11 protein-coding genes are annotated in these 14,828 nt (G+C 62.1%); 8 read left to right on the top strand and 3 right to left on the bottom strand.

What is annotated here, in order from left to right:
• Position 1 precedes the first annotated feature (1 nt).
• The 3 genes from tssB to AAGT95_RS19060 all read right to left on the bottom strand — a co-directional run bounded on the left by tssB (position 2) and on the right by AAGT95_RS19060 (position 2,134).
• Entirely contained in the window at positions 2-535 is a 534-nt protein-coding gene (tssB, locus tag AAGT95_RS19070) for a type VI secretion system contractile sheath small subunit (protein ID WP_110598244.1), read from the bottom strand.
• 71 nt (positions 536-606) lie between these two features.
• Positions 607-1,362 (bottom strand): hypothetical protein, encoded by a 756-nt coding sequence (locus AAGT95_RS19065; RefSeq protein WP_110598243.1) that lies wholly within the window; start codon positions 1,360-1,362, stop codon positions 607-609.
• A 289-nt stretch (positions 1,363-1,651) separates the two neighbouring features.
• Positions 1,652-2,134, bottom strand: coding sequence for a copper resistance protein NlpE N-terminal domain-containing protein (locus AAGT95_RS19060; RefSeq protein WP_342594791.1), 483 nt, complete (start codon positions 2,132-2,134; stop codon positions 1,652-1,654).
• 224 nt (positions 2,135-2,358) lie between these two features.
• On the opposite strand from AAGT95_RS19060, the gene tssJ reads away from it, so the two are divergent.
• From tssJ to tssA, 8 genes are all read left to right on the top strand, one after another.
• Positions 2,359-2,865, top strand: coding sequence for a type VI secretion system lipoprotein TssJ (gene tssJ / locus AAGT95_RS19055; RefSeq protein WP_240612285.1), 507 nt, complete (start codon positions 2,359-2,361; stop codon positions 2,863-2,865).
• Between the two features lie 93 nt (positions 2,866-2,958).
• Positions 2,959-4,305 (top strand): type VI secretion system baseplate subunit TssK, encoded by a 1,347-nt coding sequence (gene tssK, locus AAGT95_RS19050; protein WP_342594790.1) that lies wholly within the window; start codon positions 2,959-2,961, stop codon positions 4,303-4,305.
• Complete coding sequence (gene icmH / locus AAGT95_RS19045) at positions 4,302-5,015, top strand: type IVB secretion system protein IcmH/DotU (protein WP_110598239.1); 714 nt, start codon at positions 4,302-4,304, stop codon at positions 5,013-5,015. The genes tssK and icmH overlap by 4 nt, the downstream gene beginning before the upstream one ends.
• 15 nt (positions 5,016-5,030) lie before the next feature.
• Positions 5,031-9,011 carry a type VI secretion protein IcmF/TssM N-terminal domain-containing protein gene (locus AAGT95_RS19040; RefSeq protein WP_342594789.1) on the top strand — a complete coding sequence of 1,327 codons (3,981 nt, stop codon included), beginning with the start codon at positions 5,031-5,033 and terminating at the stop codon, positions 9,009-9,011.
• A gap of 47 nt (positions 9,012-9,058) precedes the next feature.
• Positions 9,059-9,982, top strand: coding sequence for a type VI secretion system-associated protein TagF (gene tagF, locus AAGT95_RS19035; protein WP_342594788.1), 924 nt, complete (start codon positions 9,059-9,061; stop codon positions 9,980-9,982).
• 26 nt (positions 9,983-10,008) lie between these two features.
• The gene (gene tssM, locus AAGT95_RS19030) at positions 10,009-12,501 is read left to right on the top strand and encodes a type VI secretion system membrane subunit TssM (RefSeq protein WP_110598236.1); all 2,493 of its coding nucleotides are present in this window, start codon (positions 10,009-10,011) and stop codon (positions 12,499-12,501) included.
• A gap of 436 nt (positions 12,502-12,937) precedes the next feature.
• The gene (locus tag AAGT95_RS19025) at positions 12,938-13,468 is read left to right on the top strand and encodes an Hcp family type VI secretion system effector (protein WP_110598235.1); all 531 of its coding nucleotides are present in this window, start codon (positions 12,938-12,940) and stop codon (positions 13,466-13,468) included.
• Between the two features lie 246 nt (positions 13,469-13,714).
• The gene (tssA, locus tag AAGT95_RS19020) at positions 13,715-14,827 is read left to right on the top strand and encodes a type VI secretion system protein TssA (protein WP_342594787.1); all 1,113 of its coding nucleotides are present in this window, start codon (positions 13,715-13,717) and stop codon (positions 14,825-14,827) included.
• The last annotated feature ends 1 nt before the right edge of the window (position 14,828 follow it).

The following is a 14,828-nucleotide window of genomic DNA, read 5'->3' as shown; positions in this document are numbered from 1 at the left end:
GTTATTCCTTGTCGCTCTGCGGTTTCGCAGCGGCTTCACGACCCAGCTCTTCACCCAGGGCCTGGAGCTTGTCGGTGTTCTGCAGCACGTCCATCAACAGCTCTTCGAGCTTGTCGTTGCCACCCATCTTGTTGCGCAGATCGGCCAGCTTGTTGCGAACCTCCAGCAGCTTGCGCAGCGGCTCGACCTGGCGCACGACTTCCTGCGGCTCGAAATCCTCCATCCGCTTGAAGTTGAGCTCGACCGGCAACTGCGAGCCGTCGTTGGCGAGAGTGTTGTCGACGCGGTAGCTCAAGCGCGGCTTGACGCCCTTCATGACGCTGTCGAAGTTGTCGCGGTCGACATTGACGAACTTGCGGTCCTTCAGCCGCGGCAGTGGCTCGAGCGGGTTGCCCGAATAGTCACCCATGACGCCGACCACGAACGGCAGTTCTTTCTTCTCGATGCTGTCGCCGATCTCGACGTCGTAGGTCAGGTGAACTCGCGGTGCCCTGACGCGCGACAGCTTGTGTTGAGTACTTTCGTTCTTGGCCATGAAAGGATCCTCCCTTGAGATGGCGGCTTCGTTGGGGTTCGAACGGGTCGTGCCCGGGTTGCGCCTCGCGGTCAGGCGGACGGCGCCTCCCTGACGGCGGATATCAGTTGCTCCCGCAGGTCGTCCTGCATGGCATCGATCGCATCTTCGGAGATCAGCTCTTCGAAGCTGCGGCTTCCGGAGATTTCGGTGCTGTGGCGGATCACGTCGTCTGCCGGCAGGGTCGAGGCGACCGGCGAGCTGATCACGCAGAAAGGTAGCTCGCCGAAATCGTCCAGTTGCTGGAAGCCGACCGGGAAGCGCAGCCCCTTGAACAGGCGACCCAGGCCGGCGGCGCGGCTGAAGCAGTGGAACAGCATCAGGTAGTGCACCACGAAACGGTGCAGCTCCGAGCCGCTGCGATTGGGGTCGCGGACGACCTGACGAAAGCGGCTCAAGTCGAATGACGAGTAACCCACCACCCAGCGTGCAGGACTGGTCACGCGCACCGTGCTGCCGCCCGGCAGGTCATGGTCGTACTCGAGTGGGAAGAGCTCAGGCGTGGAGTTGATGATGTTGAGCGGTACCTCGAGCTCGTTCATCAGGTTGAACGGACGCTGCGCCGCATGCTTGTCGAACAGGGTGCGGAACTCCTTGAAGTGATGCTGAGTCTCCCGGCCGCTACCGCGGGGCGCCCCCTGCAGGTACTCGCCGAACAGCGGTTGGGGTCGCACCAGTGGCGCCAAGGTCGTGAGATAGTCCGCTGCCTGCGCCTTGAGCGAATCCGACACCACTCGCGTCTGCTTGCGCGAGCGGATGAAGCTATCAACATCGAAGGACTGCGTCATGATCGATTCCCGGTGCGACGTCATATCGTCGAGATGGACTTGGCGTCGATTGGGTTATCGAGGCCAGTCGTGTCATTCCATTGAACATCGGCTCGCGACCCATTGTGCCGAGGACGCCGAAAGACTCAATAGATTGACGATCAAGATTCTACCCGGTAACAGAAATCGCAAAGTATTGTATCGGAGAATCGAGACGGTGCTCCGAGGTTATCTGCTATTAATGTTGTAGGTGATCTCTTACATCTCGTGTAATTAAAGGTTATTTCATCACTCTAGCACGAGTGGTGATTCAATTGTCCTTATCCGTCTCCGCCGCGGGGGATAGATCCGGGGTCAACAGTTCGAGGGCCACGCTCTTGCCTTCATCGTCGATGGCCGGCATGCCCTGATCCGTCAGCGGCTGCAGATTGCCGTTGTCCATTCTGACGTAGGCACGCGCATCGCCCACCTCTGGCCTGAGCACATAAAGCTGCCGTTCGAAGTCGTTAATATCTTGATTTTTGGACCATTTTCCCCAGGTCGAGTTGACTCTCTCTCCTCCGGGCGCGTCGATCTTGACCTCGTGCAGGTAGAAACCCTGGGGGGCTCCGGTAATGGCATCACGCTGCAATATCAGGTCGGTCTTGATCCCGCGGCAATCATTGCAGGGCAGGGTGCCTTCGAAGCGTTCGGTAGCCTTGACATAATTGACCTTGGATTGAGGGCCGGCTGCGCAAGCACTCAACAATAGGCAAGCCGCGACCGAAGCCCATTTGACGGACTGTGCTTTCATGTGTCGATCTCAAACTTTTTGTAAATAAATGTTTCTGAGTAAGCTAATGTTAAATTCGACGCTTATTATAGCCATTAAATCTGGTAGGGTGTGTGGCGAACGAGACAAATTGATGCCAAATCTTCTTTGGCATTCAGGCTTCGTGAGCTTTCTCGGGACTAAATAATAGAGTGAATGAGACGGCAATGATGGCGTCCGTACGCGTTTTGGTAGTGGGTTTATGCGTGGCTCTGCTGGCGGGTTGCGGCGTGGCCGATCGTGTCGGCAACCGCTTCGGTGATACCTGGGCGGGAGATCTGTTCGGCAACCAGGAGCGGGTGCGAGTCACCATCGATAGCGACGAATCGGTCAACCCGGATGTCAATGGCGAGCCGTTGTCCGTCGTCGTCAGAATCTACCAGCTGAGCGAGCAGGCTCCCTTCGCCACAGCCTCGCCACGTCAGCTGTGGAGCGAGGGCGAGAGCGTGCTGGGAAACACTCTGTTGTCCCAGCGTGAAGTGACTCTGCTGCCGGGTGAGCAGAAGGTGGACGTCGCCGCCCTGGCGCCCAATACCCAGTTCGTCGGTATTGCCGCCTTTTTCCGAAATGTCGTCGGTGACAACTGGCACGTGGTCTTCGACGCCGAAGAGCTCAGGAACGACGGCCTGTTGAGCGCCTCGGAAGGTGTCCGGCTGCGCCTCCTCGATGATCGCGTCGAAGTCGAGCGTGGTCACGATCTGCTCGGCCGGTAATCCTTCCGGCGTCGGGCCGGCAGCCAGTGGAGCTTGTGATTCGGAGGACGGCCGCGCAGCGGGCGTCAGTATTCAGAGGCACGGGACAGGGACGTGAACAAACACAACCGCATCATGTGGTCGGAAGGGATGTTCCTTCTGCCCCAGCATTTTCAGTACCAGGACGAATTCCATCAGCGCCAGCAGGCCGAGTCGCGCCAGGTCCAGCACCCGTTCCAGTGGGGGGTGCAGGAGATCGCCTTCGACGAGGGTGCGCTCGAGCAGGGCACACTGCGGTTGAGCCGCCTCAAGCTGGTCTTTCCCGACGGTACCTTGCTTGATGCGCCTCAGCACGATCCGCTTCCGCCAGGGCGAAGTCTCGACGAGCTGGCGCGCAATGGAGAGGTCAGGATATTCGCCGCGTTGCGCACGCTCGAACCGTGGTCGCCAAGTTATCTCGATCAGGACGCCCCGCGCCACGGCGGGCGCCGTTATGTCCAGCGCTTCGAGACGCGGCCCGATCTCAACGAGGGCTCGCTGGAGAACGAGCTGGGCACGCTCGAACTCAACGCCACCCTGTTGATGGAAGGGGACAGCCTGGATGGTTTCACCCACTGTCCGATCGCGCTGCTCAAGCGCAACGCCGCCGGTGGCTTCAATCTCGAAAGCGAACGCTTCATGCCGCCGGCACTGCATATCGATTCCGTCGCGCTGCCTTTCGATATCGCCAATCGCCTGATCGGCATGCTGCAGGCGCGAAGCGAGGCGCTTTCCGGCCGTCGCCGCGAGCGTGCCGACCAGGTGGCGGAGTTCGGCTCCAGCGATGTCACCCTGTTCTGGCTGCTTTACACCATCAATCGTGCCTACCCGCAGCTGGCGCACCTGCTGGCGCATCCGCGGCTGCATCCCGAAACGCTCTATCGCTTTCTGGCCGAATTCGCCGCCAGCCTGATGACGTTCTCCATGTCCCACAAGCTGGGGGACATCCCGGACTACGATCATCGTGATCCGGCGCCGGCCTTGCTGGGGCTGGAAAGCGTGGTGCGGGAGTTGCTCGAGATCGTGGTGCCCAACCAGTACATTCCGATCCCCCTCGAGCAGACGCGACCTTCCTACTATGTCGGGCGGCTCAATGACGCTCGGCTCAAGAACGCCGACTTCTACATCAGCGTCCACGCCGACATGCCCGGCGCGCAGATCCTCGAACTGGTGCCTCGCGCCTTCAAGGTCGGATCGCCGGAGGATATCGAGGTGGTGGTCAACACCGCGATGCCGGGCGGTACCTTGACGCACGCCTCCCGCATGCCCAGCGCGATCCCGGTGCGGCTGGACAACCACTATTTCGCGCTCGAACCCCATGGCGCCGTTTACGAACGGATGATGGACGCCCAGGCGATCGCCTTTTACGTCCCCAGCGGATTCAAGAATCTCAGCATTGAACTGATGGCGGTAATGAAATGACCGAAGCCCTTGCTCATCCCTCCGAGATCGCCGAGCCCCAAACGCTCAAGACACTGTCGCGCGACTTCATCTCCATGGTCCTGATGGTGCGCCGCGGCCAGCAGGCCGAAAGCGTCGAGCGCTTTCTCGAACGTGTCGATCAGTGGTTGCGCGAATTCGAGGAGAAGGCCAGGGCCGAGAATTACAGCGCCGATGCGGTGAAGGACGCCCAGTACGCACTCTGCGCCTTCCTCGACGAGAGCGTGCTCAAGGGCGGGGTGGGCAACATTCGCGAGCATGTCGAGCTGCACCCGTTCCAGTACCGCTACTTCGGTGTGCATCTCGCTGGCGAAGGCTTCTATGACCGTCTCGACAGTCTGCGCAGCGACGTGCGCGCCAACCTGGACGTGCTCGAGGTCTACCACCTCTGTCTCGCGCTCGGTTTCGAAGGCAAGTACAGCCTGGAGAACCGGGACCAGCTGCGTTACATCGCCAACACGCTGGGGCAGGACATCGCCCGTTATCGACAGCAGAGCGACGAGCGCAACGAAAGCTGGAAGCTGCCGGATCAGGTTGGCCAGCTGTTGCGCTACGAGATCCCGTTGTGGGTCTATCTGCTGGGGATCGTGCTGGTCTGCCTGATCGTCTACGGCGGACTGCGCTGGTGGCTGGGCAGCGAGACCGATTCGCTGATCGAGCAGATTCGGCAGCTTTTCAATTCCACCCGCTGACGAGCGAGTCTGACGATGCGTTTTCTTCGATTCCTGCGCTCGCTGAAAGGCTTCTGGCCGCTCTCCATCGTACTGCTGTTGATGGGGCTGGCACTTTGCGTACTGATCCTGCCTCTGCTGACGCAAGAGCGCGAGCTCATCTTCATTGCCATGGCGCTGGTGACCGCAGTGTGGTTGCTGGTCGTGGTCATGCGTCAATATCATCGCATCCGCGCCGAGCGCAGTATCGAGAACCTGGTCGAGCTGGAGGTGCACCGCGAAGCGGCCGAAAGCGAATCCGGCGACTACCAGATCCTCAGCGACCGCCTCAAGCACGCCATGGCGATGCAGCGCGCGGCGCGTTCGGTGGATGGCGGCAAGGCGTCGCTCTACGAACTGCCGTGGTATCTGGTGATCGGCATGGCAGCCTCGGGCAAGACCTCTCTGCTGACCCGTTCGTCGCTGGCGGCGACCATGGCCGGTGGCAGCAATCTCTCCGCGGTCAGCGGGACACAGCACTGCGACTGGTACTTCAGTCGCGAGGCGGTGATGGTCGATACCGCCGGGCGCTACCTGGTCGAGGATCGGCCGGCCAGCGAGTTCGCCGACTTCCTCAAGACCCTGCGCAAGCAGCGTCGCAAGCCGGCGATCAACGGGCTGGTGCTGGTCGTCAGCCTGCCCGAGCTGCTCGAGCAGTCGCGGCAGGAGGCTCATGCCCTTGCCGAGCAGCTGGTGAGTCGGGTGGTGGAGTATCGTCGTTGCCTGGGGATCAATCCCCCCGTCTACCTCTTCTTCAGCAAGACGGACCTGTTGCCCGGCTTCACCCGCACCTTCGAGGTGCTGGACGCCACCGAACGCCAGCGTCCTTGGGGGCTGACCTTCTCTCTGGAGGAGCTGCGTCGCGAGGGTGTGATCAGCGCTTTCCAGCGGCGCTTCCCGAAGTTGGTGGCGACACTACGTCAACGCGTCGACCGGCGAGTGATCGAAGAGGGCACCGAGGCAGACAGCGAACTGCTGCGCTTCCCCGACTACTTCGCCGAGCTGCTGGGCGTCCTGAGCGACTTCCTCGAGCAGTTCGACATTCCGCAGCAGGGCGAGCAGGCGCCGGTATTGCGAGGCCTCTATTTCACCAGCGCCTTGCAGACCGGGCCCGCGCTGCCCGCGTTGCTGGACGACCAGACCCGCGCCGAGTTCGCGCTGGCGCCGGGCGAGACCGACACAGCTGCATCGCGTGGCGGAGAGAAGAGCTACTTCATCACCGATACCTTTCGCGAGGTGGTCTTCCCCGACCGCAACCTGAGTCTCTACTACTCGCAACGGGGCGAGCGGCGCACCCTGCCGACATTCATGATCGGCGCCCTGGGCGCGCTGGGCGTTGCCGCCATCGCCGCCCAGGGCTGGTCGGCCTACAACAACAAGTTGTGGGTCGATCATATCCAGCACCGTCTGGACGAGATCATGGCCGGCAACAGCACCGGCCGCCTGAAGCCCCATGAACGCCGCGAGCTGCTTGGCGACCTGGAGCAGCAGCTGGCCGCCATCGAGCGGCATCGAGAGAACGGTGTGCCCCTCAAGCTGGACCTGGGGCTCTATCAGGGTGGAGCCCTGCGAGAACCGTTGAAACAGGCCTGGTCGGACCTGCTGCGCGAGGATGTCCTCCAGCCGCTGGCGTGGAGACTGACCCGGCAGCTGCGCTCTCTGGACAGTTTCGATACGCCGGGTGGTAACATCGATACCACTGGCGCCGAGGTCGAGCCGCAGGCCAATACCGGGCAGGATGCCGGCGCGATGGAAGAGCGTGGCCAGGCGATCGGTCGCGACGCCATGGATCGGATGCGGGAACGCTCCACCTCGCGGCCCACGCTGGGTAGCGTGCCGACCAGCGCCTCGGAACTGGGTAGTCGGGCCCGCGGCGAACTGCGCTCGCGAACCACGGACAGCGCCAGGGATGCCTGGTACTCCGCACGCAGCAACGCGGAGACCGAACTCGAAGAAGGGTTGCGTGAACGCACCAGCACGCTGGGGAGCGCCGTGGGTGACGGCGATGGCGACGAGTCGACGCTGGCGCTGTCCGGCGAACGAGGGCCCTCGCTGTCCGAGGAGATGCTGACCCGATTGAGCCAGGAGGACGTCGAGCAGCTGATCGAGAGCTACTCCTCGCTCAAGCTCTACCTGATTCTGACCGATCCGGCGGCACACCAGGACCAGGGCGATTTCGTGGCGTCGGCCCTGCCGCGGCTGTGGCAGGAGACGGCGCGTCGCCGCGGGCTGTCACGCTCCCGCGAGAGCATCATGGACAACGCCGCGCTCTACGTGCACTACCTGCAGCAAGGAACGGCACCGGCGCTCGAGCGCGATGAGAGCCTGGTCGCCGATAGTCGTGAGCGTCTCAACGCCTTCCTGATCGACAGCAGCCTGGTGGACCGCGAGTACCTGCGCTATCAGCTCGACGTCGAGGAGCGCTACGATCCGCTGACGCTGTCCAGGATGGCGCCGGAGATGTCCGGTCGGCTGTTCTACTCCAGTCGCGCGGTACCCGCTTTCTATACCCGTCAGGTCTGGGACGAGTACCTTCGCCCGGCGATCATTCAGACCGTCTCCGGCGATCTGCAGCGCGAGTCCGACTGGGTTCTCGATGACGAGGACGTCGACGATGCCGTCCAGTCCAAGGCGCGTTTCGTCAGTCAGTTGATGGCGCGCTACAAGCGCGATTACGCCATCGCCTGGGAGCGCTTTCTCGGCAACACCCATGTCTCCCGCTTCGATACGCTCGATCAGGCCAGTGACCGGCTGGCCGCATTGAGCGACCTGCAGGGGTCGCCGCTGCGACAGGTGCTGGAGGCGGTCAAGGCCAACACCGGCTGGGATGACCCCAAGGCGACCGACGAAGAAGGTCAGGCCGCCGGCAAGGCCCAGGACCAGAGTTTCTGGGGACGCGTGATGAGCGTCTTCGATGGCAGTGGCGGCAATGGGCCGGCGGTGGATCTGGCGACGTTGCCACGAATCAACGATGGCGCGCTGGCGCGCCACTTCCAGCCGGTGACGCGAATGCTCTCGGCGGACGAGGCGACGGGAAGCGACAACTCCGTTCTCAACCAGTACCTGCTCGACCTGCGTCAGCTCAAGGTCCGGGTCGACAACGTCCGTAGCGCCCAGGACGTGGGTCGCAGCAGCAAGTCACTGATCATGGCCACGCTCTCGGGCCAGCCTACCGAGATCAACGGGCTGCGCAACTTCGTGGCCTCCCGGGTCGATACCTCGCGGTCGCCGCTGGTGCAGGCGCTGGAGCCACTGTTCCGGGTGCCGGTCGAAGACACCTGGGCCGCGCTCAACGAACCTGCCAGGAATCAACTCAACGCCGCCTGGGACGACAAGATCGTCACTCCCTGGGATCAGATGGTGGCTGGCCGGTATCCGGTCAGCGACTCGGTCAATGAAGCTTCGGTGCGGGACCTGGAGTATTTCATCGACCCGGATCAGGGCGCACTTTCCCAGTTCCGCCAGAACGAGATCGGCGATCTCGCCGGCTCGGGCAGTGGGCAGCGCTCGCCGATGGTCGATCCGCGCATGCTCTCCAGTATCGACGACGCGACGGCGCTGGGCCGGGTCATCGACAGCCTCTCGGATCTGCGCAACGGCTTCGAGCTACAGATGAACCCGACGGCGGGGCTGACCGATATCATCCTGACGCTCGATGGTCAGCGGCTGCACTACCGCAACAACACCCAGTCCTGGGAGCGGCTGACCTGGCCGGGCGATGGCGAATCCTTCGGTGCGCGCATGGATATCATCAATCGAAACGGTCAGCGTCACACCGTCTTCGATTACCCCAACCGGTGGGGATTCCTGCGCATGATCGAGAGCGCCCATATCACCCCGATCGACAGCGCCCGTCAGCGCTTCAGCTGGCGAACCTACATGGGAACCGTGAGCTTTGACGTCCGTAACTTCGGTGGTGTGCAGATATCGGATCTAAAGCGGATCAAGTCTCTGAACATTCCATCAATGGGCCGGTGACGACAGGGTGGTGAAGGAGTGGCACAGGCGATGAGAAAGGGGTCTGCATGATCGGCTGCTTTGGCAAGATTCCCTCGAAAGCCGATTTCGTGGGGGTGAACGCCGCCGGCACGGTGATCCAGGAGCTCGATCAGTGGCTGCAGAGCGCGCTGGTTCGATTTCTGGATCACGAGGACTGGATGCATCGCTTCGATGCGCTGCCGGTCTGCTTCTTTCACTATCACGCGCGCAACGGCAGCGATGTGATGGGCGCGATGATCAGCTCCGCCGATGCTTCCGGGCGCCGTTATCCGTTTTTCATCTTTCAGCTGTTGAAAGGGGAAGGGCGGCCATCGGTGCTGCCGTTCCTGCATACGCTGGGTGAGATCTTCGCCGGCCAGGCGCGACAGATCCTGACCGACTCGGTGCACGGTCAGACGCCGATCGACCCGGCCGTCGCGATCAAGGAGATGCGGCTCTGGAACGACCAGGACCTGGCGCTCTATCAGCGTATCCACGAGCGATTCCTGCAGGATTACAGCTTCGACGACATCGCTCGGGCGCTGGAGTGGGGCTGGCCGGAATTCATCGCCGGCGCTTGCCTGCATCGTCTGCACTACGCGCTGGAGAGCTGGGAAGCGGGCAGCACGCTGGCGGTGCTGTTGCCGCTGCCTGCCGAGCGCGGACTGAAACGCCCGGTGGCGGATCTGTGGCAGCAGTGGCTGGGCAGCGCCTGCCGGGGAGGGGCACCGGTCATGAGTCTGCTGATCGATGACTTCATGCGCCCGCGCCTGCTGCTGATGCCTGCCTGGCATAGCGCGGAGGCGTTTTTCGAAGTGCTCTCGAACCCCGATGATCGGCGCCTGTGCATTGACGTGCTGGCGCCGTTCGCCGACGACGAACCACACCCGGGGACCTTGCCGCTGCCGGACACCCGGCTGAACTTGGCCGATTTCATGACTCGTTTTCCACGCGGCCACCAGGCGCCGTGAGCGAGCTAGATTGAGCAGATGTGCTAATGAAACGTATGAAACTCGCCTATCTGAAATACGCCTTCTTCAAGTATCAGCCCTATATCCTCGGGCTGCTGTTCTTCGCTGCCATCTTCCTGGTCTGGCGGCTGGGCGTGGCATTCGGTTTCTCGTCCCTGGCCAGCCTGCTGGCGGGGATCGTCCTGTTCCTGCTGGTATCGGCGATCTACGTGCTGCTGCTTTACCGCGGCGTGGGCCAGAAACGCAATCTGGAACACCTGCTGATGGAGGATGCCGATGCCGCCGTGCTGGATGCCAGTCCGCAGGATCGGGAAGAGATCAGCCTGCTGCGGGAGCGGCTGCTCAAGACCATCGAGCGTCTGAAGAAAAGCGGTCGTGGGAAGGGCAGGAACGGCAAGGACGCGCTCTATGCGCTGCCGTGGTACATGATCGTCGGCCAGCCCGCGGCCGGCAAGAGCACCATGGTCTATCAGTCCGGTCTCAACTTCCCCTTCGCCGAACGGGAAAATGCGCGCGTCGCCGGTATGGGCGGGACCCGTCACTGCGACTGGTTCTTCAGCTCCGACGCCATCCTGCTGGATACCGCGGGCCGGTACATGAACAGCGAAGAGGAGGCCGGCAAATGGAAAGGGTTCCTGTCGCTGCTGAAGCAGCATCGGCGGCGCTGCCCGCTCAACGGCCTGATCGTCGCGGTCAATATCAGCGACGTCGTCCAGGTCAGCGACGCCCAGCGCAACAATCTGGCTCGGCGCCTGCGAGAGCGGATCCAGGAGGCGCGGGAGCATCTGGAAGCGCGCTTGCCGATCTATCTGGTGTTCACCAAGTGCGATCTGATCGAAGGGTTCACGACGTTCTTCGAACGTCTCGACCCGCAGCGCCAGAGTGATGTGCTGGGGCATACGTTCCCGCACCAGCAGCCCAGCGACGTGAACTGGAGCCAGCAGTTCGATGCCGCTCTGGAGGGTCTCTGCCGCCACTGGCAGCGGATGGGAGACGATGAGATCGTCCAGCGGGACATCGTCGATACGCGGCGGGACGTCGCCGCGTTTCGGTTCCCCCTCGAACTGGCCGCCCTGCGCGAACCGCTGGCCCGATTCGTCGAAGCGCTGACCAACGCCAATCCTTACCAGAGTGCGCCCTTGCTGCGCGGCTTCTATTTCGTCAGCGCGCTGCAAGGGGGAGATGTCATCGAGGGCGAGCACGCCGGGCGTGTCGGCCGCCATTTTTCCCTGGCCCGGCCCGAAGCGCTGACCGGCGAGCAGACCCAGCATCCGTTCTTCATCGCCAACCTGTTTCGCAAGGTCATCATCGCCGACCAGCATCTTGCCGGACTCTATGCGAGCGACGTCCGAGGCCGTCGCCGCAAACTGCGCTGGACGCTGGTCGCAGGGCTGATCGGCGCCCTCTGCTGCGGGCTATGGATCACCTCCGCCATGCGCAACCACGGCGAGATCGAGGCGATGTCGGGAACCTTCGCCGACGCCGTCGAGCAGGATGACAGCCATCCGTCACAGTATGCGCGATGGTCGAGCCTGGATGCGCTCAGAGAGTGGGGCAGCCACTACTATCAGCGTCGCCAAGGCGAGGGCGTGCCCTGGTCCATGGGCTGGGGGCTCTATCAGGGAGATCGAATCGAGCCGGCCATTCGCGAGCGCTACTTCGATCAACTGCAGCCGGTGATGCTGGAGCCGGTGGAGCAGAACCTGACGCGCTCCCTGTTCACCCTGACCACCATCGATGTCTATCGTCGCAACAGCGACGAACTGCACGCCGTCGAGGGGCCGGAGACCGTCGCGCCCTACGCACGACCCCGTGACAACAGTGCGGAGTCGCTGGCCAAGTTCGGCCGCTCCACCCTGGACACCTATCTGATGATGTCCGACATCGATCGTGGCGACATCGATTCGGACACGCTGCGGGCCCGATTGCCGGCGTTCTGGTATCCCGCGATCCAGCAGCGGACCGGTACCGAGATCGACGAGGACCAGGCGGACTATCGTTACGCCGGGCGCCAGCTCGACTTCTACAGTCGACAGGTCCATGAGAGCGATGTGCCGCGAATCTCCGCCAACGCCTTCCTGGTCTCCAGCAGTCGCAATTACATCGACAGCCTGCTGGAGCAGACGTTGACCAGTTCCGAGACCATCGTGCTGGAGTCCGACACGCTCTTCGCTTTCGGGCGCGGCGACTACGCCGGGTTGCAGGCCGCGGGCCAGAAGGAACTGGACGAGCTGGCCGAGCGGCTGCTCAACACGCAGGACCTGGGGCAGATTCTGATCACCGGCCACGCCGACCCGATCGGCAACGAGCGGGCCAACCAGCAGCTCTCGCTGCAGCGCGCCATGACGATTCGTCAGTACCTGATCGGCAAAGGGGTCCCTGCGGGGCTGATCGAAGCCAAAGGGGCGGGGAGCGAGCGTCCGCTGGTGACCTGTGACCGCAGTCAGCCGCGTGCGCAGCTCATCGACTGCCTGGCGCCCAATCGGCGGGTCGAGATCGAGGTCAGGAAGCAGGAGTGAGCGATATTGCCGTCAATCGCGGATGCTTTATTGTAACGAATTGAATCAAATGTATTTAAATGTGTTCATTGCCTTTAAAGTTTAAGAAGGCCCTATATAATCTGGGTTAATCGACATTTTGTGAGGAATTGCATCGGCCGGCGTCATTTGGAAACATCTCGATCATGTAGGAAATTGGATGTTAATGGTGTCGCCGATTTCCTACAGATTAGGGGTTTTAGATGACGGAAAATCCTGTCGTAAAACGGCAGGTTCTGTCCGATGTGGAATAATTCATCATTATAAACAGTCGGTTGATTCGATCATGGATATCTTTCGTCTTCATGGCGCAGGGCGATAGATTGGCAAAGAGATGCCGCTCGTGAGAATGGGCCTAGGCCGATCTTATGCATGAGGGTGTCTTCCTGTAGGTGAAAAACTAGGAGAACTTAGCAAAATGGCTTTTGACGCATATCTCAAAATCGATGGCATCCCCGGTGAAAGTCTGGACGACAAGCACCCGGATTGGATCGAACTGAAGAGCTTCGACTTTGGTGCTAGTCAGGCGACTTCTGCAACGGCTAGCTCTTCCGGTGGCGCTTCTGCAGAACGCGTCAATCTGAGCGAATTCCGTATTCAGAAGTTCGTCGACAAGGCCTCTGCCAAGCTGTTCGAATCCTGCTGCAAGGGGCAGCACATCAAGGAAGTGGTGCTGCACGTCAACCGCGCGGGTGGCGACAAGGTCCGCTACATGGAGATCAAGCTCGAGGAAGTGATCGTCTCTTCCACCGAGATGGAAGGTACTTCCACCTCGACTGGCTTCGAGCAGAGCGATAACGAAGATCGTCACGATCTGCCGTACGAGACCGTCAAGTTCAACTACGCGCGGATCAAGATCACCTACACCCAGCAGAAACGTTCCGACGGCCAGGGTGGCGGTAATGTCGCGGGTGGCTGGGATCGCACGCGCAACAAGGTCTACGCCTGATCTTGTCCTGCCGCCCTACGGGGCGGTTCAACGACATACCCATCGGCCGTGGCGGCGGAAGGTGGGTATGTTGCCGGTCGGCCTGATCCTGACAATGTCCCGCGCGTTGGGAGGGCTGGCCGGCTACAGCCGGAGTGCCGTTGGTTGACCCAGGCAGGGCGAGCCCTTTCTGCGTGAGCCAATGCCGTCGCTGGCTGGACGACGCCGGCGTCCGTCGCGACGCGAAATGATCATGAGGTCGAAGATATGGATCAACTCGGCGAACTCTCCATCGATGCGCTTCTCGCGCCCATCGAGGGCGGTAGCCATGGGGGTGGTGGGGAAGACCTGACCTTTTCGATACTGTTCGACGAGATCAAGGAAGCGCGTCGAGCGGACCCCACCTATCTTCCCCAGGGCGAGTGGCAGACCGAACTCAAGCAGTCCGACTGGGGGCAGGTGATCAATCTGGCCAGTACCGCGCTGGAGACCCAGAGCAAGGACCTGCAACTGGCGGCCTGGCTGTGTGAAGGGCTGGTGCATCGCGAGGGCTTCGACGGCATGCGCTTCGGACTGACTCTCACCGCGCGCCTGCTGAACGACTACTGGGAGACGCTCTATCCCGAGCTCGACGAAGAGGATCTCGACGAGCGCGCGGCCCGCCTGGCTTGGCTCGGCGATACCCTGGTCAATGTCGTGCGGTCGTTGCCACTGGTCGCCGGCGAGGGGTACAGCCTCGCGGACTACGACGAATCCCGCCAGGTCGAGAACCAGGCTCGCAATGATCCGGATGCCATGGATCGGGCGCTGGGCGAGGGCAAGATCAACGATGAGATATTCCAGCGCTCGGTGGTGCTCAGCAGCACCGAGTTTCTGCAGGAGCGCCACACCTCGATCGCCGCCTCGCTGGTGTCGCTGGCGCAACTGGATCAGACAAGTGACGAGCGCTTCGGCCGTGATGCCCCGAGTTTCTCCTCGCTCGAGAAAGTGCTGGTCCAGTGCCGCGACCTGACCGAGAAGCTGCTCCGGGACCGGGGTGCCGGTGTCGCGGTCGAGGAGGAGGCCGCAGCCATCGCCGAAGCGGAAGCCGAGGCCCCGGGGCGCGTCGAGCCCAGTTTTACCCCGCCTGCCACCGAGCCTGCCGGCCAGCTGCGCACCAAGCCCAACAGTCGTGACGAGGCTTTCGAGATGCTCAACGGCGTCGCCCGTTACTTCAAGGAGCGCGAGCCGCACAGCCCGGTGCCTTACCTGATCGAACGGGCGGTGAAGTGGGGCCGTATGCCGCTCGAAGAGTGGCTCAAGGATGTGATCAAGGACAACGGCGTGATCGACAACATCCGCGACACCCTGGGTACGCAGCCCAAGGATGATGACTATTGAC

Origin of the sequence: Salinicola lusitanus (assembly GCF_038648475.1) — a bacterium.
Lineage (GTDB): Bacteria > Pseudomonadota > Gammaproteobacteria > Pseudomonadales > Halomonadaceae > Salinicola > Salinicola lusitanus.
The sequence above is the reverse complement of the archived record's forward strand: the minus strand, read 5'-3'. Positions and strand labels throughout refer to the sequence as shown.

Excerpts from the sequence above, each read along its gene's own strand:
- tssB (WP_110598244.1), bottom strand. The coding sequence starts at position 535 with ATGGCCAAGAACGAAAGTACTCAACACAAGCTGTCGCGCGTCAGGGCA.
- AAGT95_RS19065 (WP_110598243.1), bottom strand. The coding sequence starts at position 1,362 with ATGACGCAGTCCTTCGATGTTGATAGCTTCATCCGCTCGCGCAAGCAG.
- AAGT95_RS19060 (WP_342594791.1), bottom strand. The coding sequence starts at position 2,134 with ATGAAAGCACAGTCCGTCAAATGGGCTTCGGTCGCGGCTTGCCTATTG.
- icmH (WP_110598239.1), top strand. The coding sequence starts at position 4,302 with ATGACCGAAGCCCTTGCTCATCCCTCCGAGATCGCCGAGCCCCAAACG.
- AAGT95_RS19040 (WP_342594789.1), top strand. The coding sequence starts at position 5,031 with ATGCGTTTTCTTCGATTCCTGCGCTCGCTGAAAGGCTTCTGGCCGCTC.
- tagF (WP_342594788.1), top strand. The coding sequence starts at position 9,059 with ATGATCGGCTGCTTTGGCAAGATTCCCTCGAAAGCCGATTTCGTGGGG.
- tssM (WP_110598236.1), top strand. The coding sequence starts at position 10,009 with ATGAAACGTATGAAACTCGCCTATCTGAAATACGCCTTCTTCAAGTAT.
- AAGT95_RS19025 (WP_110598235.1), top strand. The coding sequence starts at position 12,938 with ATGGCTTTTGACGCATATCTCAAAATCGATGGCATCCCCGGTGAAAGT.
- tssA (WP_342594787.1), top strand. The coding sequence starts at position 13,715 with ATGGATCAACTCGGCGAACTCTCCATCGATGCGCTTCTCGCGCCCATC.